Genomic DNA, 22,959 nt, shown 5'->3' on the forward strand with positions numbered 1-22,959 from the left:
CGCCGGTGCGCTAGGCTGGGGGACTGACACGGGGTGCCAGGCGATGGGCCAGGCTGAGATCCAAACCCGTTGAACCTGTCCGGTTAGCACCGGCGAAGGGATGTCCCCATGGCCGCATTGTCATCTTCCGCTGTGTACCCGCTGACGGCGGACCGCAGGCAAACCCCCCGGGTACTGAGCATTGCAGGCTCCGATCCGTCCGGGGGAGCCGGAATCCAGGCTGACCTGAAGAGCATCGCCGCCCACGGCGGATATGGCATGGCTGTCATTACGGCTTTGACGGCCCAGAACACCCTGGGCGTCAGCGGTGTGCACGTGCCGCCGGTGGAGTTCCTGCGCCAGCAGTTGAACGCCGTCAGCACCGATATCGTGATCGATGCCGTCAAGATCGGGATGCTCGGCGACGCGGCGGTTATTGACGAAGTGCGCAGCTGGCTCGAATCGGTGCGTCCCGCCGTCGTGGTTCTTGACCCGGTGATGGTAGCCACCAGCGGTGACCGCCTGCTCACCGACTCCGCCGGAGATGCCCTCCGTGCTCTGCTGCCGCTGGCGGACCTGATCACGCCCAACCTGCCCGAGCTTGCCATCCTGCTGGGGGAACCGGAAGCCACAGACTGGGCATCGGCGTTGGAGCAGGGCAAGCGCCTGGCGGCTGAATGCGGAAATACAGTATTGGTCAAGGGCGGTCATCTGGCTGGCTCGGAATGTCCCGACGCCTTGATCAACACCAGTGGGTTGTTGCGGCAGGACGTCATCGAAGTTGCAGGTCCCAGGATCGAGACCAGGAACAGCCACGGCACAGGATGTTCCTTGTCGTCGGCACTTGCTACCGTGCAGGCGCGCACGGGTGACTGGGAGGCCTCATTGCGCGAGGTGAAACCGTGGCTGCTCCAAGCACTCAGGGTTGCCGGCAACCTGGAAGTGGGCCGGGGCAACGGGCCCGTGGACCACTTCCATCACCAGCGTGTCCTCCAGCCCGGGGGATTTGCCACCACCTTGTGGAAGGAAGCTGTCCCGGAGCTTGAGAGAATCCACGGCCTCAACTTCATCCAGGAACTGCAGTCGGGGCAGCTGCCGGAGTGGGCGTTCAGCTACTACCTTGCGCAGGATGCCATCTACTTGAATGGCTATTCCAGGGTTCTCGCCCGTGCAGGCGCCTTGGCGCCCACTGAGGAAGAACAGCTGTTCTGGGCCAAAAGCTCACGGCAGTGCCTGGAAGTGGAATCGGAACTGCACAGGAACTGGTTGAGTTCCCGCGAGGCATCGGACGTCACCGGGCCGGTCACCAAGGCGTATGTGGACCATCTGCTGGCCACCTCGGCATCCGGCAGCTACGCGGTGCTCCTTGCGGCGATCCTTCCGTGCTACTGGTTGTATGCGGAAGTGGGGCAAAAGCTCCATGCCGCCTTCGTGGATGCCGGAGCCCCTGCCGGACATCCCTACGCGGACTGGCTGCGGACGTATGCCGACGAGGACTTTGCCGCCGCCACGCGGATGGCGATCAACTTCACAGATGGAGCGGCCGTTGCAGCTTCCGGGCGTGAGCGCGCTGAGATGCTCGAGGCTTTCCGGCAGTCCTGCCGCTACGAGACGGCATTTTTCGATGCGCCCCGGCTTTACGCCTAGCATGACGGGACTGTTCATTAGGGCCTGAAACAGCACCGGTCCGGATGAAAAGCATGGCTTCTCCCGCGCGTCGCTGGCCTGATCACGTTAATTACCGCCAAACCCTGTAGGCTGTATGGGCACGGTGCCGGGAGAGTCCGTTACGCCTCGTGATGCAAGTCACGTGGTAGCCTCCGGTCCCGGCCTCATTTGCAGCCGAGGGTCAAACTAGCGTAATCTTGATCTTCGGTGCTTACGCCAACACTTGGGTTATGCCCCTTGGAATTGTTCATGGGATGACTCGCGGACTTCGAACAGAAGTCCACGGCGTTGAGGCACAGCGCGAACCCAGCCTGATTCCGGTGACAGGTTCCGCACGCAAATTTAGTTATAAACGTCGAGAGAAGTGAGTACCCAAGTGGTGTACGCGATTGTCCGCGCAGGCGGCCGCCAAGAAAAAGTTTCCGTTGGAGACTACGTAACGCTTAACCGCGTCCCCGGTGGAGCCGGCAGCACGCTTGAGCTGCCCGCCTTGCTCCTGGTTGACGGCGAGAAGGTCACCTCCGCAGCAGCGGAACTGGCCAACGTCAAGGTTACGGCTGAGATCCTTGAGGACCTCCGTGGTCCGAAGATCGTCATTCAGAAGTTCAAGAACAAGACCGGCTACCGGAAGCGTCAGGGTCACCGTCAGGAACTGACCAAGATCAAGATCACCAGCATCGCGTAACTTTCGTTACCCGCTGTTCAGGTTTTTCAGTTTCCCCAGAAATTTAGAGGCAGGCATTTCACATGGCACACAAAAAAGGCGCGAGTTCCACTCGCAACGGTCGTGACTCCAACGCACAGTACCTTGGCGTCAAGCGCTTCGGTGGTCAGGTAGTCTCCGCCGGCGAAATCATCGTTCGCCAGCGCGGCACCCACTTCCACCCGGGTGCAGGCGTCGGTCGCGGTGGCGACGACACCCTGTTCGCCCTGCAGGCCGGTGCGGTTGAGTTCGGTACTCGCCGCGGCCGTCGCGTAGTGAACATCGTTGCTGCTGCAGCTGCAGAGTAACAACAAGTTCTGAACCGGTGGAGCGGGCCAAGCGGCCCGCTCCACCGTTCTTTTAACCGCATTACAATCGACTAGGGCGCCTTGGGCGCACTGGTTTTGCAACAGCGCTGGCAACAGCAACAAACGCTGTAAGACAGCAACTGAGGAGATCCACGTGGCGAGCTTTGTAGACCGGGTAGTCCTGCACGTATCCGGCGGAACCGGCGGCCACGGCTGTGTCTCCGTTAAGCGGGAAAAGTTCAAGCCGCTCGGTGGTCCCGACGGCGGCAATGGCGGCAACGGTGGGGATGTCATCCTTCGCGTCTCCGCCCAGACCACCACCTTGCTCGATTACCACCACGCCCCCCACCGGCATGCCACCAATGGTGGCCCCGGCATGGGCGACTGGCGTGGCGGCAAGAACGGCGAGACCCTGATCCTGCCGGTTCCTGACGGAACCGTGGTCAAGACCAAGGACGGCGAAGTCCTGGCAGACCTGGTTGGCGAGGGTACTGAATACATTGCGGCCGCCGGTGGCCAAGGCGGCCTCGGCAACGCTTCCCTCTCCTCGCAAAAGCGTCGCGCCCCTGGGTTCGCGCTTCTCGGCATCGAAGGCGAATCCAGTGACATCGTCCTGGAACTGAAGTCCATCGCCGACATCGCCCTGGTTGGTTTCCCCTCCGCGGGCAAGTCCAGCCTGATTGCGGCCATGTCCGCTGCCCGGCCGAAGATTGCCGACTACCCGTTCACCACCCTCATTCCCAACCTTGGCGTGGTGCAGGCCGGAGACGTCCGCTTCACGATTGCCGATGTACCGGGCCTCATCGAAGGCGCCAGCGAAGGCAAGGGCCTTGGGCATAACTTCCTCCGCCACGTGGAGCGCTGTGCTGCTTTGGTCCACGTCCTTGACTGCGGAACCCTGGAATCGGACCGCGATCCGCTCTCCGATCTGGCCATCATTGAGGCCGAACTGGAGAAGTACGCCGTCGACATGAGTTACGCCGGCGTCGACGGCGAAGTTGTCCCGTTGAACGAACGTCCCAAGCTGGTGGTCCTGAACAAGGTGGACCTCCCTGACGGCAAGGATATGGCCGAGTTCGTACGGCCCGACCTGGAAGCGCGGGGCTACCGCGTGTTCGAAGTGTCGGCGACCAGCCATGAGGGCTTGCGCCAGCTGGGTTTTGCCATGGCAGAAATCGTCAAGGCTGCACGCGACACCGTCCAGGCAGCACCGCCCAAGGTGGCTCCGCCTGTCCTTCGCCCGCGTGCCGTCAATGAGTCCGGCTTCAAGATCCGCCGTGAAGAGAAAAACCTCGAACCGCTGTTCCGCGTCCTGGGTGAAAAGCCCGTGCGCTGGGTCAAGCAGACCGACTTCACCAACGAGGAAGCCATCGGCTACCTGGCAGACCGCCTCGCGAAGCTCGGTGTAGAGACAGAACTGTTCAAGGTCGGTGCCAAGCCCGGCGATACCGTGGTCATCGGCGAGGATGACGGCGTCGTCTTCGACTGGGAGCCCACAATGATGGCTGGTGCCGAACTTTTGGCAACTCCCCGAGGCACTGATATCCGTGTTGCTGACATCGGCGACCGCCCCACGCGTTCGCAGAAGCGTGAAGAGCAGATCGAACGCCGGGAGGCCAAGGCCGCCGCGCGTGCCGAACTCGAGGCCGAGCGCAAGGCAGGTATCTGGACAGAGTCCGTCAGCGGCCGCCGTGCCCAGACGGTGAGGGAAAGCACCCTGGATTCCGGTGATGACGACTAGGACTGTCGAAGCTTCAGAGAACGCTGCCGGGCTGGAACGCCAGGGGATAGCAACCGCGAAACGGATCGTGGTCAAGGTGGGTTCGTCCTCCCTGACCAGCATCAAAGGCGGCATCTCCGAGAAGTCCTTGACGCACCTCGTCGACGCCCTCGCCGCAAAGCGAAACGCCGGGACCGAGATCATCCTCGTTTCTTCGGGTGCCATTGCGGCCGGGTTGGCGCCATTGGGCCTGGCAAAGCGGCCCAAGGATCTCGCCACGCAGCAGGCGGCAGCAAGTGTTGGCCAGGGTCTGCTGATGGCGCGCTACACGCAGGCTTTCAACGCCCACGGGGTCACAGTGAGCCAGGTCTTGTTGACTGCGGATGACCTGATGCGCCGCACCCAGCACACCAACGCGTTCAGGGCCCTGGACAGGTTGCTGAATCTTGGGGTGGTGCCGGTAGTCAATGAGAACGACACGGTGGCGACCCATGAAATCCGGTTCGGCGACAACGACCGCCTGGCTGCCTTGGTGGCCCACCTGGTCCGCGCCGATGCGCTGGTGCTGCTGTCCGACGTCGACGCCGTCTACGACGGTCCGCCGTCCCAAGGCGCCCGGCGCATCCCGCTGGTGCGTGGACCCCAGGACCTGGAAGATGTGACCATCGGGAAGGCCGGCAAGGCCGGCGTCGGAACGGGTGGCATGATGACCAAGGTCGAGGCCGCCTCGATTGCCGCAGGTTCAGGGATCCATGCTCTGGTCACCTCCACGGCCAACGCCGCAGCAGCGCTGGCGGGGGAGGACGTGGGAACCTGGTTCGCCGTGAACGGCAACCGCAAACCCGTGCGCCTCTTGTGGCTCGCCCACCTGGCGACGGTGCAGGGACGTTTGGTACTTGACGACGGCGCGGTGAAAGCTGTGCGCGACAGGCACCGTTCGTTGCTTCCCGCCGGCATTTCGGAAGTCGGCGGCGAATTCGAAGCCGGCGATCCCGTGGAGATGGTGGCGCTGGATGGAAGCATCGTGGCCCGCGGCCTGGTGAACTACTCCTCGGAGGAACTTCCCCGCATGCTGGGCCGCACTACCCAGGAGCTTGGCCAGTCGCTGGGACGGGGCTATGACCGCGAAGTTGTTCATGTTGACGACCTGGTGCTCCTGCGCGGGCCGCGCTCATCTAAACTGGGTGCATGACTGAAGCGCTGACCCCTGACGCCCCCGTGATTTCCGACGCTGCCGGCACTGCCGGCCAGGCGCCGGAGAACCCTGCGGCAGGTCGCGTTCCGTTGACGCCGGAGGAGCTTGAAGCTGCTGTCCACGCCATTGCCGATCGTTCCCGGAAAGCAGCACGCCGCCTGGGACAAGCGAACCGTGCCTGGAAGGACCGTGCACTACGTGCGATCGGGACAGCATTGCTGGCAAACCGGAAGCATGTCCTTGAAGCCAATGCCAAGGACGTTGCCGTAGGCCGCGCCAACGGCACCTCCGCAGCACTCCTGGACCGACTCACCCTTACTCCCGAGCGCATCGACGGTTTGGTGGCTGCACTGGAGAACCTGGCTGGCTTGCCGGATCCCGTCGGCAACGTGGTCCGGGGGCAGACGCTGCCCAACGGCCTGCGCCTGCGACAGGTCAATGTGCCGATGGGAGTTGTTGCCGCCATCTACGAAGCGCGTCCCAACGTCACCGTGGACATTGCCGGTCTGGCTCTCAAGAGCGGCAACGCCGTGATCCTCCGCGGCGGTTCCGCCGCCGCGAACACCAACGAGGCATTGGTCCGGATCCTGCGCGACGCCCTGGACTCAGTGGGACTTCCCGCCGATGCAGTGCAGACAGTCGACCAGTATGGCCGCGAAGGTGCCAATGTCCTGATGCGTGCCCGCGGGCGGGTGGATGTGCTCATTCCCCGGGGTGGCCGCGAGCTTATTCAGACTGTCGTGACCAACTCCTCGGTGCCCGTTATCGAAACCGGTGAGGGCAACGTCCACATCTTCATCGATGAGTCGGCGGATGAAGAGATGGCCGTGGAAATCCTTCTCAACGCCAAGACCCAACGTCCCAGTGTCTGCAACACCGTGGAGACCCTCCTGGTGCACTCAGGCTCCAAAGTGCTGCCTGCCGTAGCCGCCGCACTGAGGAAGGCAGGGGTTACGCTCCACGTCGATGACCGGATTGCCGCCGCGTTGGGCAACGGCGTCGAAACCGTTCCGGCGGACGACCACGACTGGGCCACTGAGTACATGGACCTGGACTTGGCTGTGGCCATGGTGGACAGCCTGGATGACGCGGTGAAGCACATCCGAAAGTGGACCACCGGACACACGGAAGCCATCCTGACGAACAACCTGTCCAATGCGGAGAGGTTCATCGCCGAGATCGACTCGGCAGCTGTGATTGTCAACGCGTCAACACGGTTCACCGACGGCGGTGAGCTGGGTCTGGGTGCCGAGGTTGGTATCTCCACCCAGAAGCTCCACGCCCGCGGTCCCATGGGTCTTACCGAGCTGACCACTACAAAGTGGATCGTGCAGGGCGAAGGCCAAGTCCGCGGCTAGCAACGCGGTAACATAGAACAGAAGTCCGGAACGGCGGGGAGAGTCCCGCCGTCGAAATCCTTTGAGAACCAACTAGGGGAGAAGATGCTGTTTCAGCAGATCGCCACGTCCATTGCCGCCGAGACAGAAGGCGGCCACGAGGAACTCGCCCCGCTGTGGGCCGAGCCGTGGGTCTTCGGCGTCTCGATGTTCGCCCTGCTGCTGGTTCTTATGTTCGTAACCCTGTCCTACACCAACCTGGGCAACCGCCACGAAGCCGTGGAAGAGCACGCTGATCCGCACCGCCAGCACCCGAACAAGCACACCCACGGCCAGGGCCACTAACATTATTGCCGCAACACCTCGCGGGGAGTCGGAGCGCAGGCTTCGGCTGGGCGTGATGGGTGGAACCTTTGATCCCATCCATCACGGCCACCTTGTGGCTGCAAGCGAAGTCGCAGCCAAGTTCGACCTTGACGAAGTAGTTTTCGTGCCCACCGGCCAACCATGGCAGAAGTCGCACAAGCTGGTCAGTGAACCCGAGCACAGGTACCTGATGACCGTCATTGCGACGGCATCAAATCCCCGGTTTACCGTCAGCCGCGTTGACGTGGACCGGCCTGGGCCGACCTTCACCATCGACACCCTGCGGGACCTCCGGGCCCAGCGACCCGACGCCGACCTCTTCTTCATCACGGGCGCGGATGCTCTGGCCCAGATCCTGTCCTGGAAAGATGTGGACGAGCTCTGGTCCTTGGCCCACTTTGTGGGTGTAACCCGCCCTGGGCATGAGCTGAACGACCTCGGCCGGACTGACGATGTCAGCTTGCTCGAAGTCCCGGCCATGGCTATTTCCTCCACGGATTGCCGTATCCGCGTGGGTGCAGGCAACCCGGTGTGGTACCTGGTTCCGGACGGTGTGGTGCAGTACATCGCGAAATATGGACTGTATGCACCCGACGCTGTACCAGAAGACCTGTCACCAGCACTATCCGGATCAGACGACCAAGCACGTACTGAATGAGTTTGTAAAATGAGCAGCCAGGAACAGCGACCCATCCGCAGCAGGCGCGAGCTTCGCCGTGCCCGGGAACAGAACCCGGAAGTCCAGGCAGAGCCGACGGTACCGCAGGAGCCTGCCGCACCGCAGGAGACAGAGCCTGCCGGCGGTGCGGAGCGCTCGAACGGACGTAACCGTCGTGCGGCTGATGTCCCTGTTGACGCGGTGGGTGCGGCGGCCCAGGAACGTTCATCCCAGATCCGGGCCCGTGACCGTGCCGCGCTGCGTACCATCAAGGAGCTCGCGGACAAGGAAGAGCAACTATCAGGTGGCGGTCCCCCCACCCGGCGCCAGCTCCGGCTGCAGCAGCTTCAGGCAGAAGTCGCCACGTCCATGAACCCCATTGTTCCCATGCCCGGCGCCAAGCCGAAGGCTGCGGACAAGGACGGGGAAAAGCGGCAAACGCCGGACGCGCCAAGGGAATCCGCCCAGCCAAAGAAGCCGGCTCCCTCCGGTTCCCCCAACGGTCCCGCTGCGGAGTCAGAGATGTCCGTGGAACAGGCCCTTGCTGTCCGCGAACTGATTGCCGCGCAGGTCCAAAACCAGACGTCCAAGCTCGAACATATTGCCGAGCAGGATCCGCTCGCTGTTGATCCCGAGGTCCTGGCCCAGCAGATTGCCCTGGCCGAACGCGCCGCGGTTCTGAACAAGCGCGCGGCTGCCAAGCAAAAGCTTGCCGAGCAGAACCAGTCCGGGCAGAACCAACCTGCACAGAGCCATCCTGCACAGAGCCATCCTGCACAGAGCCTATCCGGACCGAACCAGCCCGGCGAGGGCAAGCCGCCGTCCACATCGGCCGGTCCTTCGACGGCGAACAACCTCGCCATGGTGACTCCGTTGGAGTTCGTCAAGGTTCCCGGTGTCGAACGCCCGGTAATGAAGCGTCCCAGCACTACCTTTGTTCCATTGGTCACCTCCTCTGGTCCCAAGCTTGATTCAGGACCGGCGCCGGCGAAGGAACGCGCTCCACGTGGGCGTGCAGGGGTTCTTGCCCGCGCCGAGGCGGTTGCCAGGTCACCCAGGAACAAGGTTGTCCCCACGGCGGAACCAAGCGAGGAAACACAACGGCCTCCTGTGTCGGCCAGTACCGCATATGGACTGGACCCCCTGGACGCCAGTACAGCCGGACTGGCAAGGGCCCAGCGGAGCCGCTTGCTGCAATACGGCGTCCTGGCACTGGGCCTGGTGGCCCTGATCGTCGGCATCATCATGATTACCAGCGGATAGTTCCGCCCCAAACGGCTCACGCCATTCCCCGGCCACGCGCCATAACTAGGAGTCCCCTTGTCTGCACATGAACAATCCATCACCCTCGCCCGTCACGCTGCCCGTGCCGCGGCTGACAAGCTCGCAGAAGACATCGTCGCGCTGGATGTCAGCGAGCGTTTGGCGCTGACCGATGTCTTCCTGATCGCATCAGCTCCCACGGAGCGCCAGGTCAACGCAATCGTGGACGGAATCGAAGAGGAACTGCTGAAGCAGGATCTTCGGCCCGTACGCCGTGAAGGCCGCTCCGAGGGCCGCTGGGTCCTCCTGGACTATGCCGACATCGTCATCCATGTCCAGCATGCCGAAGACCGCGTCTTCTACGCGCTGGAGCGCCTGTGGAAGGACTGCCCTGTGGTGGACCTTGAACTCGGCGATGACGCTTCTGCCAAGGCAGCAACCGCCGAGGATTCCGAGGCCTAGGACGCTTCGGCAACCGAATATGCCCGATTTGGAATTTTCGGAAATGCTGTTCTAAGATATTTGAGTTGCTTCGGCGCGGATGGCTTTGAAAGCCAGGCGTGAGGCAGCAAGAATATGGGGCTGTGGCGCAGCTGGTAGCGCACCTGCATGGCATGCAGGGGGTCAGGGGTTCGAGTCCCCTCAGCTCCACCCTACGAGGCTCCGCTTCTCTTCCTGGATTATCCGGGGAGGGGGCGGAGCTTTTTCGTATCCGGTTTTCCGCATTGTGGTGTCTGCGTTGTTGGGACATTGTCCCTGCGCGGGTTGGCGGGCGTTCCGGGTTTGCAGACTTAGTCCGGGGATCCGGGCGGGACCGGCGCAATGGCCGGCAGCATGAACTCCCACATTTGCTCTATGCGCTGCAGCACGTCGTCGCGTCCGGTGAGTACATCGGAAACCAATTGGACGCCGGTGAAGGAGGCCACCAGGTACCGGCCGAAAGCTGCGGCATCCAGGTCCGCCCGGACCCCGCCTTCAGCCTTGGCCTGCTCCAGGAGACCCTCGACGGTGCCGATCCAGTCCTCGTAAGGCCCCGACACATCCGCCTGGAACGCTGAAGCTTCAAAGGTGAGGCGTATTCCGGCCCGGACGATCGGTTCGTCCAGCAGTTGCCGGCCAAACATCCTGCAGAGCTCAATGATCTTGTCCAAAGCAGGCGTGCTGGTGCCAAGGATCCCGGCACCTGCGGCCAACACCTTGGAATGTTGTTCTTCGATAACAGCCAGCGCCAGGTCCCGCTTGGAAGTGAAGTGGAAGTACAGGGCCCCCTTTGTCACCTCGGCGTGCGCGATGATGTCAGCGAGGCTTGCCTTTGCATAGCCGATCCCGGCGAAGACCCGGGCGGCACCCTCGATGACGGCCAGCCTGGTTTCCTGCGCGCGCTGCTGCATCCGTTGTGATGACCTCTCATGGTGGGCTGGCGACGTAAGGTACAGCCGCCGTCGGGACCTCATAACGCTATCACCGGGCCGGGGCGGTCCAACGGAGAAACCGACTGGACGGTTTTGTTTTGCGGCCCTAAGATCCTAGACTCCTTGGAGCACGTCATTTTGGGAGGCTCCGCACGGCATGTTTTTGGGGGAGGTGCAGTGGTTCGATCCACGCACCTCGGCCGGGCGGGTCTCCCGAAGGGCGGGCGGCTGGCGTGACGCACCTCACCTTCCGTCGATTTCGCTTCCGGTGGGATTGTGGTTAGTATTGACGAGTTGCTTCGACGGGAAGGGAAATACTTCCTGGTGAAGTTGGCAAATCCGGGGCTGTGGCGCAGCTGGTAGCGCACCTGCATGGCATGCAGGGGGTCAGGGGTTCGAGTCCCCTCAGCTCCACTCCGGAAGAAAGACCCCGCTCAATCGAGCGGGGTCTTTTGCTTTGCTTCCAGGCGTGCGGTTCTACTCCGGAAGTGCCGCTGTTACTTGAGCGCTTCGGCAAATTCGGCGCCACTGACGAACTCGATGCCTTGGAACGGCTGATCTCCAACCACCCTGGCGTTGTGTCCAGGAGGAATGGAATAGGAGGATCCGGGGGAAATGCTGATCTTCCCGCCGTCGTTTGTTTCCACTTCCAGGGAACCGGAAACGCAGAACCCGACGTGGCTTAACTGGCAGGAATCGGTGCCGGCGGCCGGCTTGATGCAGTCTGCCCACGTCCAGCCGGGTTCAAACGTCATGCGGGCGATGGTGTAATCTCCCACAGTGACCAGGTCCACGACGGTTTTGTCCGCCCGTCGGGTTTCGTCGGGGGAGTTGTGGGACTTCGCGTCCAGGTTCGTGACAACATTGACACTCATGGCTTCTCGCAAGGGAAAGGGGAGCCCAGTGAGGGGTGGTCCCGGCGCCTGGCTCCTGGGGTCGCCGTGACGAATGCCGGCCACCTTCGGGGTCATCTCACCGCGCGGAGGAGGACAGGTGTTTGCGTAATGCAAGCTTAAGCTTCCTCCGAAGCACCCATAAAGTCGAGACGCCGGCCTCGGCCGGTTACTGAAGCAAGGAAAGCGGGAACCTCATAGTGACGGAACTGGATTTAGGGGCGCTCTTTGACTCTTTAAGCAGGTTGCCCGACGTCGAGGCCGACAACTTGCAGGCCTACGACGCCACGGACAGGCTCCTGCTGGAAACCGCCGTCGGATTCAGCTCTCCCCGGACCAGGATTGCCGTCATCGGCGACCGGTACGGTGCGTTGACCTTGGGTGCCTTGGCGGGTCTCGGCGTGGAACACGTCCGCGTCCACCAGGACCTTTTCACCGGGAGGCTGGCCCTGCAGCGTAACGCGCAGATGGCCGGGGCTGAGGGTAGGTACAGTCCCCATGAGCTTGGGCGTGAGCTGCTGGAGGGTGTGGAACTGGTGCTGCTGCAGTTGCCTAAAGCCCTGGCCGAGTTGGAGGAAACAGCCGACGCCGTTGCCCGCTTTGCTGCCCCGGGTGCAGTTTTACTGGCCGGTGGCCGCGTCAAGCACATGACGGTCGGCATGAACAGCGTGTTGGAGAAATATTTTGGGTCCGTCCAGCCACAGTTGGCCCGCCAAAAGTCCCGGATCCTGGTAGCGCGGGACGCCAGGCCGGTCGATGCCGCGCCGCCCTTTCCGGTGGTTGGGCCCTTGCCCGAACTGGATATCACCGTCAGTGCCCAGGGTGCCGTCTTTGCCGGCGCGCGCCTCGATATTGGCACCCGCTATTTGCTGACGTTCCTTGAGCGCATGCCCCAGGCGCGGTGCGTGGTGGACCTGGGATGCGGTACGGGCATCCTCGCCACCATGGTTGCCATGCGGCAAAAGGAAGCGCGGGTTATCGCCACCGACCAGTCTGCAGCCGCTGTTGCCTCGGCAAGGGGGACCGCACTGGCAAACGGGCTGGCCGGGCGGATCACTGTGCTCCACGACGACGCCATGTCCTCACTCCAGCCGGCCAGCGCCGATCTTATCTTGCTGAATCCGCCCTTCCATCTGGGCGCCAGCGTGCATGCCGGTGCCGCACTGCGGATGTTTGAAGCAGCAGCCCGGGTCTTGGCGCCGGGAGGGGAATTGTGGACGGTCTACAACAGTCACTTGCGCTACCGGCCGACACTCGAACGGCTCATCGGGCCCACTGAGGAAGAAGGGCGGAATCCGAAGTTCACGGTGACGCGGAGCAGGAAGCGCTGAGGGCTGTGCGTGACGCGTCAGTGAACTGTGCTCGCATACAATGCAGTGTCATCGTTACCAACCCCTGACTTCACAGCCAGCGTGTGCTCATATCCGTGGGAGCAGTGGTGTCGTACGATGCACACAGAGACCAACTTCGACGAAGATTTTCCGAATGACTAGGGGCATCAGTGACTGAGATCCGGCAGCCGACACCGAGGCGCGGAACCAACCTACCCCGCATGGGGGACTTCAACCTGACCGTCATTCTGGAGGCGATCCGGCGGTCTTCGGGCGGACTCAGCCGTGTGGAGCTGGCGCAGATCGTGGGGTTGTCGCCACAAACGATTTCGAACATCTCCCGACGACTCCTTGACCAGCAGCTCATCGTCGAGGCAGGCAAGGAAGGCTCCGGTCCGGGAAAACCGCGCACCATCCTGCGCTTGAACCCTGCGGGTATGTACGCAGTCGGGGTGCACCTTGATCCTGCTGTCATCACTTTCGTCGTCCTGGACCTGCTGGGCGATGTCGTCAAGCACTCCCGCATGGCTACCCCTGGTGGCGACCCTGCAGGGGTGATCACGGGCATCGCCGAACAGATCCAGGCGCTCATCGAGGAGTCGGGGGTCGATGCCTCAAAGATTGCCGGCCTGGGTGTCGCAGTCCCGGGCCCGATCGACCTCGACGAAGGTTCCGTGGTGGAGCCGCCGTTGCTGACGCGCTGGAACAGGGTGCGGATCAGGGAGGCGCTGGCAGATGCCACGGGCCTGGAGACGTTGGTGGACAAGGACGTCACCAGTGCGGCGGTGGCCGAGACCTGGGCCGGCGGCGCGAGTGGCGCGGGAAGCTTCGTTTTCATGTACATGGGAACCGGCATCGGTTGCGGCATCGTCCTTAACGACGAGGTGGTGCGCGGGACCTCCGGCAACGCCGGCGAAATCGGCCACATCGTTGTTGACCCGGAAGGGCCGCAGTGTGATTGCGGGCTCCGTGGTTGCGTCAAATCATCCTGTATTCCACAGGTATTGGTGGCGGAAGCCGAAGCGGCAGGTGTCCTGGACGGGAACCGGCACGGGGCTGACGGTCCTGAAGTGCAGGAACGGTACGCGGAACTGTGTGACCGGGCAGATGCCGGCGACGAACGCGCCATAGCGATTCTGGACAAGTCTGCCACGCTCGTAGCGCGCGCGGTGTCCGTGGTGACCAACACCCTGGACGTGGAGCGCGTGGTTTTTGGTGGTCCGTTCTGGGGCCGCATGTCACCCTATTTCCTGGACCGGGTTCCCGGCCTCCTGGACAGGAACAACGCTGCCCGCATGATCCACGGACTCGAAGTCGTGGGCACCGGAGTAGGCGAAGACGTGGGCGCCATTGGTGCTGCTTGTCTGGTCCTGGAGCACATGCTTGCACCCCGCGCCCAACGGCTGCTGCTGGAGGGCTGACCAGCAGCGCACGTTTGACTGATTGGAGCACCATGCGCCCTGTGAAGACCATGCGCCCTGTGAAGACCAAGCGCCCTGTGATACCCATGCCCCCAGCGAAGACCAGGCGATCCATGAAGATAGTGGCCGCATTCGCCGTAGCTGCTGTTCTTGCCGGGGTGACGTCGTGTTCGTCCACTCCGGACGCGGGCCGGAACACCACCCTGAAGATCGTCTACCAGAAGACCGATGCCTTCACAGCGCTCGATACCGTGATGCAGGACGCCAAGAAGGAATTCGAGGCGGCCAATTCCGGTGTGACCGTGGACCTCCAGCCCATCCAGGCCAACGATGACGACTACGGTACCAAGCTCGCCCTGGCGCAGCGGTCACCGGACACAGCACCGGATGTCTTCTATGAGGACACGTTCAAAGTACGTTCCGACGTCGACGCCGGTTACTTGCTCAAGTTGGACAGTTACCTTGGGAAATGGGACGACTGGGCGAACTTCAGCGACGCCGCGAAGGCGGCCGGCCGCACAGACGACGGGGCAATCTACGCGGTCCCGCTGGGCACTGATACGCGTGCGATCTGGTACAACAAGTCCGTCCTGCAGAAGGCAGGAATCGCTCTACCCTGGCAACCGAAGAGCTGGGACGACATCCTGGTGATGGCCAGAAAAGTCAAGGCCGCCGATCCCACAGTGATTCCCTTCACCATGTACGCCGGCAAGGGCACGGGCGAAGGCACCGTGATGCAGAGCTTTTATGAGCTCCTCTACGGCACCGGCAGCACCTTGTACGACGAGGACCAACGGAAGTGGGTGGTCGGTTCCCAAGGGTTCACCGACTCACTTGCCTTCCTGAAGACCCTCTATGACGAGAAGCTCGCTGTTAGTCCGGCGGAAGCACTTGATGCCAATGTCTGGAAGAAGGTCTTCGGGGAGTGGTTCCCGCAGGGCAAACTGGGGGCCACCGTGGAAGGTTCCTACGCGCCGTCGTTCTGGAAAAAAGGCGGTGCCTACGAATGGGCCGGCTACGAACAGGACATGGCTGTAGCGGCCTTCCCCACCCAGAAGGGCCAGGAACCAGGCAGCGTCAGCATGTCAGGCGGTTGGACCCTCGCCGTGGGTGCGGGGACCAAGAGCCCCGAGCTTTCCTTCCAGTTCCTCGCTACCGCTCTGAACAAGAAGAACGCCTTGGCGTACGACATCAACAACTCGCAGATTGCTGTTCGCGCGGACGTGGCCGCTGATCCGGGCTACCTTGCCGCAAATCCTTTCGTCAAGGACGTGTCCGGCTTGGTGGACGTAACACACTACAGGCCCGCCACCGCTGACTATCCGCGGATTTCCACCGCCGTCCAGGTCGCCACGGAATCGGTCATCACAGGCCGCCAAAGCCCTCAGGAAGCCGCCGCGGATTATGACGCCACGGTCCGCAAGCTGGTAGGGGAGGACAAGGTCCTGCAGCGATGAAGATTCGCCGCCTCTCGCGGCTCCTGCCAGTAGCCCCGGCCATTCTGCTCCTCCTGGTCTTCCTGCTCGCTCCCGTGGCATGGTCCTTTTACGCCTCCTTCACAGACGCTGCCTTGACCGGGAAAGCGGCACGGGAGCCGCAATGGGTAGGCGCGGAGAACTACGTCCGGATGGTTACCGACGACGCCTTTCCCACGGCTGTGTGGCTCACTGTGGTTTTCGTGGCTGCTTCGGCGGTGCTGGGCCAGAACCTCCTCGGATTGCTGATCGCCCTGCTCATGACACGTTCGCGCAAAAGCGTGTCCGACTGGGTGGGCACTGCCGTGGTGGCAGCCTGGGTGCTCCCTGAAATAGTGGCGGCGTTCGCGGCATACGCGTATTTCAACCGGGACGGGACGCTGAACCAGCTGCTGGCCGTGTTGGGAACCCACGGCCTGGATTGGCTGTATTCGTTCCCGCTGGTCGCCATCATTCTCGCCAACACCTGGCGCGGTACGGCATTCTCCATGCTCGTGTACCGGGCAGCGCTGGCGAATGTTCCCCGGGATGTCTCCGAGGCGGCGCTCATGGATGGTGCCCGTGGATGGCAGCGGCTGGCGTTCATTACCCTGCCGCTGATCAGGAACAGCATTGCCACCAATCTGATGCTGATCACCCTGCAGACGCTGGCCGTGTTCACTCTCATCTGGGTGATGACGGCGGGTGGGCCCGCCAACGCCAGCACCACCCTGCCGGTCCTCGCCTACCAGGAAGCGTTCAAGTTCGGGGACATTGGTTACGGCACTGCCGTGGCATCGGTGCTGATCCTGCTGGGCATGGTTTTCGGTGCCGTGTACGTGTGGCTGCTGCGCGAGCGGCGCGCATGAAGCGCTCCAGAGCCAGGGTCGGTGCCGACGTCGCCTTGCTGGTAATCGGTTTGTGCTTTGCGGCGCCGCTGCTGTGGCTGGTGCTGGCCGCCGTCGACCCTCAAGCGGGCTACCAGACCAAGGTGCCCCCGGCGCCGTCGCTGATCAACTTCAGTGCCGTCATGACTCCGGAACTACTGGGACGCCCGCTGCTGAACAGTTTCGTCTTGTCCGCCGGTACGGCACTGGTAAACGTACTCGCAGCCGTCCTGGCCGCCTACCCGCTGTCCAGGTACCGGTCCCGTTTCAACAAGCCCTTCATGTACACCGTTCTTTTAGGAACCTCACTGCCAGTGACCGCCATCATGGTCCCGGTTTACGGCTTGTTCGTTCAACTGCAGCTACTGGACTCCATGGCAGCGACCATCTTCTTCATGGCCACCACCACTTTGCCCATGGCGATCTGGATGGCCAAGAACTTCATGGACACGGTACCCCTGGAACTGGAAGAAGCGGCGTGGATGGACGGGGCATCGAACCTGGTGACGCTGCGGACCATCGTCCTGCCGCTCATGGGACAGGGCCTCGGAGTGGTGTTCATCTTTGTCTTCATCCAGGCCTGGGGGAACTTTTTCGTTCCCTTCATCCTTTTGCTGTCGACGGGCAAGCAGCCGGCTGCGGTGTCCATCTTCAGCTTCTTCGGCCAGCATGGCGCCATTGCCTACGGTCAGCTGGCTGCATTCTCCATCCTCTATTCGGTCCCGGTACTGGTGCTCTACGCGGTGGTGTCACGGGGCATGGGGAACTCGTTTGCGATGTCAGGGGCAATGAAAGGCTAGCCCCCTCGGGACGCTGCGGCGCGCCGCTTCAGTCGATGTCTTCGATGATCTCGCCGAAGGGGATGGACTCGTCCACGTGGGCTTGGTGGCCTGTTGGTCCCCTATTGAAAGTGATACGGACACCGTGCCGCTGATCGGCTGCTGACTGGAGAAGAACGGGGCGTACGGCATCGATGACGTGCTGGTCCTGCGATGCCAGATAATTCTGATAGGCGGCTGGTAGCTGATGCATGGCAAAAGGATAGACCTCAGGCGCCCCCATGGGGAGGGGTACCCATTGCGGCCTTGAGCGGGTGCCGTTTGGATAGAGTGGCCGATGCAGGCGGAATCACTAAGCCCACCGCTTGCGGCACGACTCATAACGCCAGCGAGGGGACCCCAGTGCACCAGATCACAGCCACGGCCGGAATCGATGCACCGGACATGGCGCGCGCCCAGCAATTGGTGGGCAGCATAGTCCGGAGCTTCGAAAACAAAGTGGTGGGCCAGACCCGGCTGCGGGAGACCTTGGTGATTGGCTTGCTCACCGGGGGGCATGTGCTGCTGGAAAGCGTCCCCGGACTCGCCAAGACCACAGCAGCCCAGGCCATCGCGGAATCGGTCAGTGCAGACTTCCGACGGATCCAGTGCACGCCGGACCTGCTGCCCAGTGACATCGCGGGAACCCAGATTTTCGACGCCGCCAAGGGCACCTTCGTCACGCAGCTGGGGCCCGTCCACGCCAACATCGTGTTGCTGGACGAGATCAACCGATCCAGCGCAAAAACCCAAAGCGCCATGTTGGAAGCCATGCAGGAACGGCAGACTTCAATCGGCGGGGAATCCTATCCTTTGCCGCAACCGTTCCTGGTACTTGCTACGCAAAACCCGATTGAGCAAGAGGGCACCTATCGCCTTCCTGAAGCACAAATGGACAGGTTCATGCTCAAGGATGTCCTGGACTATCCCAGCCCCGCCGAAGAAGCCGAGGTGATCCGGCGGATCGACGCTGGAGTGTTCAGTGCAGAGCAGAAACCGCCGGCAGCCGCTTCCCTCGACGCGGTGGTTCAAGTGCAGGAACTCGTGCGTCGCGTCTACATCGATCCGGCCATCGTCCGGTACATCGTTGGTCTGGCTTACGTCACCCGCAACGCGTCCCAGTACTTGGAACCCCACCTTGCCAACCTGGTGGAGTTCGGGGCCAGCCCGCGGGCCAGTATCGCCTTCAGCCAGGCGGCCCGCGCCTTGGCCCTGCTCAACGGGCGTGACCACGTCATTCCCGAGGACGTGAAGAACCTGGCCCACCGCGTCCTGCGCCACCGCATCATCCTCGGCTTCGACGCGGTGGTGGAGGGTATTGCCGTGGAGACCGTCATCGATGCCGTCCTGGCGTCCGTCCAGACGCCGTAACGGGTCGGCAGGTGCCCAGTCTCATAAGACGCGTCAAGTCGAAGATGTTCATCTTCGCCCATCGCAGGACCCTCAGCCTGCTCGACGGCGAGTACGGTTCCGTTTTCAAGGGCCGAAGCCTCGATTTCGACGAGCTGCGAACCTACGTTCCCGGTGACGAGGTCAGGGACATCGACTGGAAGGCCACGGCACGGCACGGCTCGCCCCTGGTCAAGCGGTACGTTGCCATTCGACGCCACTCGGTGCTGTTGCTGGTGGACACCGGCAGGAACATGGCAGCAGAGGCGCTCTCGGGGGAAAACAAGAAGGACGTCGCTGTTCATGCGGCGGGGGTCATTGGATACCTTGCGTGCCGCCACGGCGATGACGTAGGCCTCGTGCATGGAAATGCGAGCGCATCCCGGTACAGGCCTCCCAAGAGCGGCGAGGAACACTTGGAACGGCTGCTCCGGGACATCGACTCGAGCATCAGTCCAAAGACCCATCCCAGTGACATAGCGGAGCAGCTGGACTACGTCCTGCGGTTCATCAAAGGACGGATGCTGGTGGTGGTTGTTGCTGACGAGGTGCTGCCCGATGCCAGGACCGCGGACCTGATGCGCAGGCTCCGGGCACGGCATGAACTTCTTTGGTTGACTGTCCGCGACGCCGACCTCGCACCGGGGCCGGACACACCGGGACAACAGGACAGCATGGACGTCGGTACCGGCCACGGCATACCGCTTCCGCTTGCCGCGGACCGGGCAGTGCGGGCCGCTTACGAGCGGGCAATGAACGAACGTGCCGAGCAGCGCGGGGCTCTTTTCCGCCGCCTGGGTATCGCCGAACAACAGGCCACCGGCAGCGATGACGTTCTCACGGCGGTCTTCGCCCTTTTGGAAAAGCACCGTTCGGGAGCACTCACCTCCCGGGGCGGGGCGAAAAGGGGCCAGGGTGCCGACTGAATCCACGTTCTACGCACCTCTTCAATACCAGCCCCAGTGGATGTGGCTGGGGGTTGTCCTCATTGTGCTGGTTGCAGGGTGGTACGGATGGCTCTTCCGGCCACACCGGGCACTCACGTCCGCCGGGCGGATGAGCGATCAACCGGACCTGGAGACATTGCGTTCGCGCTGCCTGGAAGCGATTGAGGCAACCGCAGCGGACGCCGACGCCGGGCGGGTACCGGTGCGCGACGCCCACCAACGGCTCAGCTTCCTCGTAAGGGAGTTCGCCGGTGCTGCAACCGCACTGCCCGTCACCTCCATGACCCTGGATGAGCTACGCCATGAGGGCTTTGACGGCTTGGCTGAGGGGATCGCCGAAATCTACCCCAGTGAATTCTCGGCCTTACCGGTCCAACCTGTAAGTCACTCCGCCGATATCGCCCGCAAGGTGGTTCAGGCATGGAACTGACCTACTGGTGGATTCTCCCGCTTGCAGCCGCAGCGGTGGCGGTCAGCACCCTGCTGTACCTCCGGCGTCGGCGGCCATTGCCCACGCGGCCAGTTGCCCATGGCGACCGGCTCACCGGCCTGCCCGAATACCAGCATGCCCTCCGCCGATACCGGATCCGGCTGGTCCTCGCCGCACTTCTGTCAGCCCTGTTCCTGCTGGCAGCGGCAATCACTGCCGCCCGCCCGGCCCTGCGCTCCACCGAACAGCCTGAGATCCGCAACAGGGACATCGTGCTTTGCCTTGATGTCTCCGGATCAATGACCAGCACGGACGCAGCCTTGGCAGCTGTGTTCAAGGACCTCGCCAAGGAGTTCGACGGTGAGAGGATCGGCATGGTCATCTTCGACAGCAGCAGCGTCCAGTTGTTTCCCCTCACCGACGACTACGACTATGCCCAGGAGCAACTCACCCACGCCGAAAAGGCGCTCGTTGACGGTGCAGGATGGTTCTTCGACGGTACCTGGAACGGGGAGGGCTCATCACTCATCGGCGATGGCCTGGCCTCCTGTGTCCAGAGCTTCCCGGACGCAGACACTAACGGCACCGCAGACACCAACGGCAACGAAGACACCAAGCGCTCGCGGTCGGTTGTACTGGCCACCGACAACTTCGTCTCCGGGGCGTCGATCTTCTCCCTGTCCGAAGCGGGCGCCCTTGCCGCCAGCAAGAACGTGAAGGTTCATGCCCTCAATCCCAGCGACATGGATTACGGGGATGATCCCGGACAACCTGGTGCCCAGCTTAAGGCGGCCGCTGAGTCAACAGGTGGCAGCTATTCCACCCTGGAGAGCCCCGATGCCGTGCCCGGCATCGTCCGGCAGGTCCAGGAAACCGAGGCCACCAGTTACCTGTCGGCCCCGCGCTCCGTTGTTGCCGATGCCCCCGCGTGGCCCCTGGGCGTCGCGCTGCTGGCCGGGATGGGAATGCTGGTACTGGGAAGGAGGACCGGGCTATGACGAACATCGCCCTGAGCATGGCCCCGATCCTGCCCTGGCCTGTTCTCGCAGCAGCCGGCGTGGCCGCTATCGCGTTCACCGTCTGGACCGCCTTCGCCCTCATCAGGGGCCACGGCAGCCAGCAGGGACACAGCCGATCACCGCAGGCCTTGCGCTCCGCCGTGACCCGGTGCGTCGTCGTCGTGCTTCTTGTGCTCGCCGCACTGCGGCCGGGCTGGGCCGGTGGGCAGGCCAACACCACGTCTGCGGACCTTGACGTCTTCTTTGTCGTGGACAGCAGCACCAGCATGGCAGCCGAGGACTACAACGGAACCGGCACCCGGCTGGCGGGAGTCCAACAGGACGTCATGGCGATTGCAAAAGAGCTCGCTGGAGCCAAGTTCTCCCTGATCACCTTCGATGACAAAGCCACTGTGCGGATGCCATTGTCCAAGGACGTCAGTGCATTGCGAACCAGCATGGACACCCTCCAGCCCCAGAACCCCCGCTATGCCAAGGGCAGCAGCGTGAGCGGAGCCGGGCAGCTCCTGAAGGAAAGGCTCGCCGCGGCGCAGGAACAGCACCCGGGACGGCCGGCGCTCGTTTTCTATGCCGGCGACGGCGAGAACACCAGTGCTGCGGCCCCTTCGCCCATGGATGGGGCCAACGTGGCCGGGGGAGCAGTCCTGGGATATGGGACAGCCGCCGGCGGGCGCATGAAGGACTCCTCCAGGAACACCACCGCCTATGTGAAGGATCGCAGCTCCGGCGACGGCCAGGATGCGATCTCGACAATCGACGAAAACCAGCTCCGCAGCATCGCAGGTCAACTGAACGTCCCCTACACCCACCGGACCGGCACCGAACCCGTGTCCGACATGCTCCAAAAAGCGCAGCCGGGTGCTGTCTCCGCAGGTAGCGGGGATGTACCGGGCAGGATCGAGCTCTATTGGCTGCTCGCACTGGCGGCTTTCGCTCTGGCCCTCCCCGAACCCTTCAGGCAGCTGGGCGCGCTCCGGGCCGCCCGGAGTCCGCAGGCGAAGGAGCACAACAGATGACCGCCATGAATTCACGACGACGACGCCGTAACCTGGCGCTCTGGTCAGCGCCGGCTGCCCTCCTGGCGCTCGCAGCGGCCGCGAAACTCCTGAGCGTGGGCATATTGGGTGGCTCGGCGGAAAGCTCCTTTACCGCAGGAAACCAGGGTGGAGTGGCGCAGGCGGCAGCATGGCTCGGGGCAGTGAATGTGCTCGAACCACACAAGGCCCCGTTTGCGTCCGGAGATGCAAACGTCCTGTCAGGTGACTTTGATGCTGCACGGGCAGATTTCGAGGCAGCGTTGAGGGCCGGCGCCGGTGTGGACGAGTGCAGGATCCGGGTGAACCTCGTGCTGAGTGTGGAGAAGCTTGCGGATGCGGCACCTGAGCCGCAGGCCAAGGACCGGCTGGTCCGTGAAGCGTTGGCGGTCATTGAAGCAGCTCCCGTCCAGTGCCACGAGCCTGGACCAGCGAACTCGGCGGGGGAGGGGGCTGCCCTTGAGGCAGCCAAGGATCGGCTGAGCGGGCACCAGGGCCAGAGCGGCGCCACACAGGACGGCGCCCCGCAACCGTCGGCGCCACCGCAGGAAAAGCAACTCCAGCAGCTTGAAGAGAGCGCCCGGAAGGCCCAACTCGAGCGTGGCGAAGGCCGGGAACGTGACGAATATCTGCGCGGGCCGGACGACAGTAACGGTGTTGAGAAGCCATGGTGACGGATCCGCCCCGCATGGGTGGTGAGTAGAACTTCGTCTCCACGAACGACGGC

24 protein-coding genes, 2 tRNA genes and 1 riboswitch are annotated in these 22,959 nt (G+C 63.0%); of the genes, 23 read left to right on the plus strand and 3 right to left on the minus strand.

The genetic code is table 11. The features are described 5' to 3' along the window. Positions 1-19 precede the first annotated feature (19 nt). Positions 20-118: riboswitch (TPP riboswitch) on the plus strand. From thiD to IEY62_RS11060, 11 genes are all read left to right on the plus strand, one after another. Next, the gene (gene thiD / locus IEY62_RS11010) at positions 109-1,626 is read left to right on the plus strand and encodes a bifunctional hydroxymethylpyrimidine kinase/phosphomethylpyrimidine kinase (RefSeq protein WP_189017490.1); all 1,518 of its coding nucleotides are present in this window, start codon (positions 109-111) and stop codon (positions 1,624-1,626) included. It overlaps the preceding riboswitch by 10 nt. 397 nt (positions 1,627-2,023) lie before the next feature. Beyond that, entirely contained in the window at positions 2,024-2,332 is a 309-nt protein-coding gene (gene rplU / locus IEY62_RS11015) for a 50S ribosomal protein L21 (RefSeq protein WP_024816904.1), read from the plus strand. Between the two features lie 62 nt (positions 2,333-2,394). Continuing rightward, entirely contained in the window at positions 2,395-2,658 is a 264-nt protein-coding gene (rpmA, locus tag IEY62_RS11020; RefSeq protein WP_003803426.1) for a 50S ribosomal protein L27, read from the plus strand. 154 nt (positions 2,659-2,812) lie between these two features. Beyond that, the gene (gene obgE, locus IEY62_RS11025; protein WP_189017493.1) at positions 2,813-4,399 is read left to right on the plus strand and encodes a GTPase ObgE; all 1,587 of its coding nucleotides are present in this window, start codon (positions 2,813-2,815) and stop codon (positions 4,397-4,399) included. Continuing rightward, entirely contained in the window at positions 4,389-5,570 is a 1,182-nt protein-coding gene (proB, locus tag IEY62_RS11030; RefSeq protein ID WP_189017496.1) for a glutamate 5-kinase, read from the plus strand. The genes obgE and proB overlap by 11 nt, the downstream gene beginning before the upstream one ends. Then, a complete protein-coding gene (locus IEY62_RS11035; RefSeq protein WP_189017500.1) occupies positions 5,567-6,931 on the plus strand; it encodes a glutamate-5-semialdehyde dehydrogenase in 1,365 nt (454 codons plus the stop codon). The genes proB and IEY62_RS11035 overlap by 4 nt, the downstream gene beginning before the upstream one ends. An 84-nt stretch (positions 6,932-7,015) precedes the next feature. Beyond that, positions 7,016-7,255 carry a hypothetical protein gene (locus tag IEY62_RS11040; RefSeq protein WP_018777814.1) on the plus strand — a complete coding sequence of 80 codons (240 nt, stop codon included), beginning with the start codon at positions 7,016-7,018 and terminating at the stop codon, positions 7,253-7,255. 1 nt (position 7,256) lies between these two features. After that, on the plus strand, positions 7,257-7,934 hold the full coding sequence (nadD, locus tag IEY62_RS11045; protein ID WP_189018289.1) for a nicotinate-nucleotide adenylyltransferase: 678 nt from the start codon (positions 7,257-7,259) through the stop codon (positions 7,932-7,934). Positions 7,935-7,943: 9 nt separating this feature from the next. Beyond that, a complete protein-coding gene (locus IEY62_RS11050) occupies positions 7,944-9,197 on the plus strand; it encodes a hypothetical protein (RefSeq protein WP_189017503.1) in 1,254 nt (417 codons plus the stop codon). A gap of 57 nt (positions 9,198-9,254) precedes the next feature. Continuing rightward, a complete protein-coding gene (rsfS, locus tag IEY62_RS11055; protein WP_189017506.1) occupies positions 9,255-9,659 on the plus strand; it encodes a ribosome silencing factor in 405 nt (134 codons plus the stop codon). Between the two features lie 116 nt (positions 9,660-9,775). Continuing rightward, a tRNA-Ala gene (locus IEY62_RS11060) sits at positions 9,776-9,848 on the plus strand. 140 nt (positions 9,849-9,988) lie between these two features. Here the strand turns inward: IEY62_RS11060 and IEY62_RS11065 are convergent. Beyond that, positions 9,989-10,588: a ScbR family autoregulator-binding transcription factor gene (locus IEY62_RS11065; RefSeq protein ID WP_189017509.1), complete on the minus strand. Its 600-nt coding sequence runs from the start codon at positions 10,586-10,588 to the stop codon at positions 9,989-9,991. A gap of 362 nt (positions 10,589-10,950) precedes the next feature. Here IEY62_RS11065 and IEY62_RS11070 point away from each other — a divergent pair. Continuing rightward, positions 10,951-11,023 (plus strand) — tRNA-Ala (locus tag IEY62_RS11070). Between the two features lie 83 nt (positions 11,024-11,106). On the opposite strand, the gene IEY62_RS11075 is transcribed toward IEY62_RS11070, so the two are convergent. Beyond that, the gene (locus IEY62_RS11075; RefSeq protein WP_018777809.1) at positions 11,107-11,484 is read right to left on the minus strand and encodes a cupin domain-containing protein; all 378 of its coding nucleotides are present in this window, start codon (positions 11,482-11,484) and stop codon (positions 11,107-11,109) included. A gap of 218 nt (positions 11,485-11,702) precedes the next feature. Here IEY62_RS11075 and IEY62_RS11080 point away from each other — a divergent pair, with 218 nt between their 5' ends. The 5 genes from IEY62_RS11080 to IEY62_RS11100 all read left to right on the plus strand — a co-directional run bounded on the left by IEY62_RS11080 (position 11,703) and on the right by IEY62_RS11100 (position 17,395). Beyond that, positions 11,703-12,833 carry a class I SAM-dependent methyltransferase gene (locus tag IEY62_RS11080; RefSeq protein WP_229785223.1) on the plus strand — a complete coding sequence of 377 codons (1,131 nt, stop codon included), beginning with the start codon at positions 11,703-11,705 and terminating at the stop codon, positions 12,831-12,833. A gap of 221 nt (positions 12,834-13,054) precedes the next feature. Continuing rightward, complete coding sequence (locus tag IEY62_RS11085; RefSeq protein ID WP_229785225.1) at positions 13,055-14,254, plus strand: ROK family transcriptional regulator; 1,200 nt, start codon at positions 13,055-13,057, stop codon at positions 14,252-14,254. A 113-nt stretch (positions 14,255-14,367) separates the two neighbouring features. Then, positions 14,368-15,711: an extracellular solute-binding protein gene (locus tag IEY62_RS11090; protein ID WP_229785227.1), complete on the plus strand. Its 1,344-nt coding sequence runs from the start codon at positions 14,368-14,370 to the stop codon at positions 15,709-15,711. Continuing rightward, positions 15,708-16,577 carry a carbohydrate ABC transporter permease gene (locus tag IEY62_RS11095; RefSeq protein WP_189017515.1) on the plus strand — a complete coding sequence of 290 codons (870 nt, stop codon included), beginning with the start codon at positions 15,708-15,710 and terminating at the stop codon, positions 16,575-16,577. The genes IEY62_RS11090 and IEY62_RS11095 overlap by 4 nt, the downstream gene beginning before the upstream one ends. Continuing rightward, positions 16,574-17,395 carry a carbohydrate ABC transporter permease gene (locus tag IEY62_RS11100; RefSeq protein ID WP_189017518.1) on the plus strand — a complete coding sequence of 274 codons (822 nt, stop codon included), beginning with the start codon at positions 16,574-16,576 and terminating at the stop codon, positions 17,393-17,395. The genes IEY62_RS11095 and IEY62_RS11100 overlap by 4 nt, the downstream gene beginning before the upstream one ends. A gap of 28 nt (positions 17,396-17,423) precedes the next feature. On the opposite strand, the gene IEY62_RS11105 is transcribed toward IEY62_RS11100, so the two are convergent. Continuing rightward, positions 17,424-17,627: a hypothetical protein gene (locus IEY62_RS11105; RefSeq protein ID WP_227453649.1), complete on the minus strand. Its 204-nt coding sequence runs from the start codon at positions 17,625-17,627 to the stop codon at positions 17,424-17,426. A gap of 149 nt (positions 17,628-17,776) precedes the next feature. On the opposite strand from IEY62_RS11105, the gene IEY62_RS11110 reads away from it, so the two are divergent. Genes IEY62_RS11110 through IEY62_RS11135 form a run of 6 tightly spaced genes read left to right on the plus strand, consistent with a single transcriptional unit; the run spans position 17,777 to position 22,906 of the window. Further along, positions 17,777-18,784 (plus strand): AAA family ATPase, encoded by a 1,008-nt coding sequence (locus tag IEY62_RS11110; protein WP_229785228.1) that lies wholly within the window; start codon positions 17,777-17,779, stop codon positions 18,782-18,784. Positions 18,785-18,795: 11 nt separating this feature from the next. After that, complete coding sequence (locus IEY62_RS11115; protein WP_189017521.1) at positions 18,796-19,728, plus strand: DUF58 domain-containing protein; 933 nt, start codon at positions 18,796-18,798, stop codon at positions 19,726-19,728. Next, the gene (locus tag IEY62_RS11120; RefSeq protein WP_189017523.1) at positions 19,718-20,179 is read left to right on the plus strand and encodes a hypothetical protein; all 462 of its coding nucleotides are present in this window, start codon (positions 19,718-19,720) and stop codon (positions 20,177-20,179) included. Before IEY62_RS11115 ends, IEY62_RS11120 begins: the two co-directional genes overlap by 11 nt. Further along, positions 20,170-21,177 carry a vWA domain-containing protein gene (locus tag IEY62_RS11125; RefSeq protein WP_189017526.1) on the plus strand — a complete coding sequence of 336 codons (1,008 nt, stop codon included), beginning with the start codon at positions 20,170-20,172 and terminating at the stop codon, positions 21,175-21,177. The genes IEY62_RS11120 and IEY62_RS11125 overlap by 10 nt, the downstream gene beginning before the upstream one ends. Next, complete coding sequence (locus IEY62_RS11130) at positions 21,174-22,214, plus strand: vWA domain-containing protein (RefSeq protein WP_189017528.1); 1,041 nt, start codon at positions 21,174-21,176, stop codon at positions 22,212-22,214. The genes IEY62_RS11125 and IEY62_RS11130 overlap by 4 nt, the downstream gene beginning before the upstream one ends. Then, entirely contained in the window at positions 22,211-22,906 is a 696-nt protein-coding gene (locus tag IEY62_RS11135; protein ID WP_189017531.1) for a hypothetical protein, read from the plus strand. Before IEY62_RS11130 ends, IEY62_RS11135 begins: the two co-directional genes overlap by 4 nt. Positions 22,907-22,959: the final 53 nt, after the last annotated feature.

Origin of the sequence: Paenarthrobacter histidinolovorans, assembly GCF_014647595.1 — a bacterium.
GTDB lineage: Bacteria > Actinomycetota > Actinomycetes > Actinomycetales > Micrococcaceae > Arthrobacter > Arthrobacter histidinolovorans.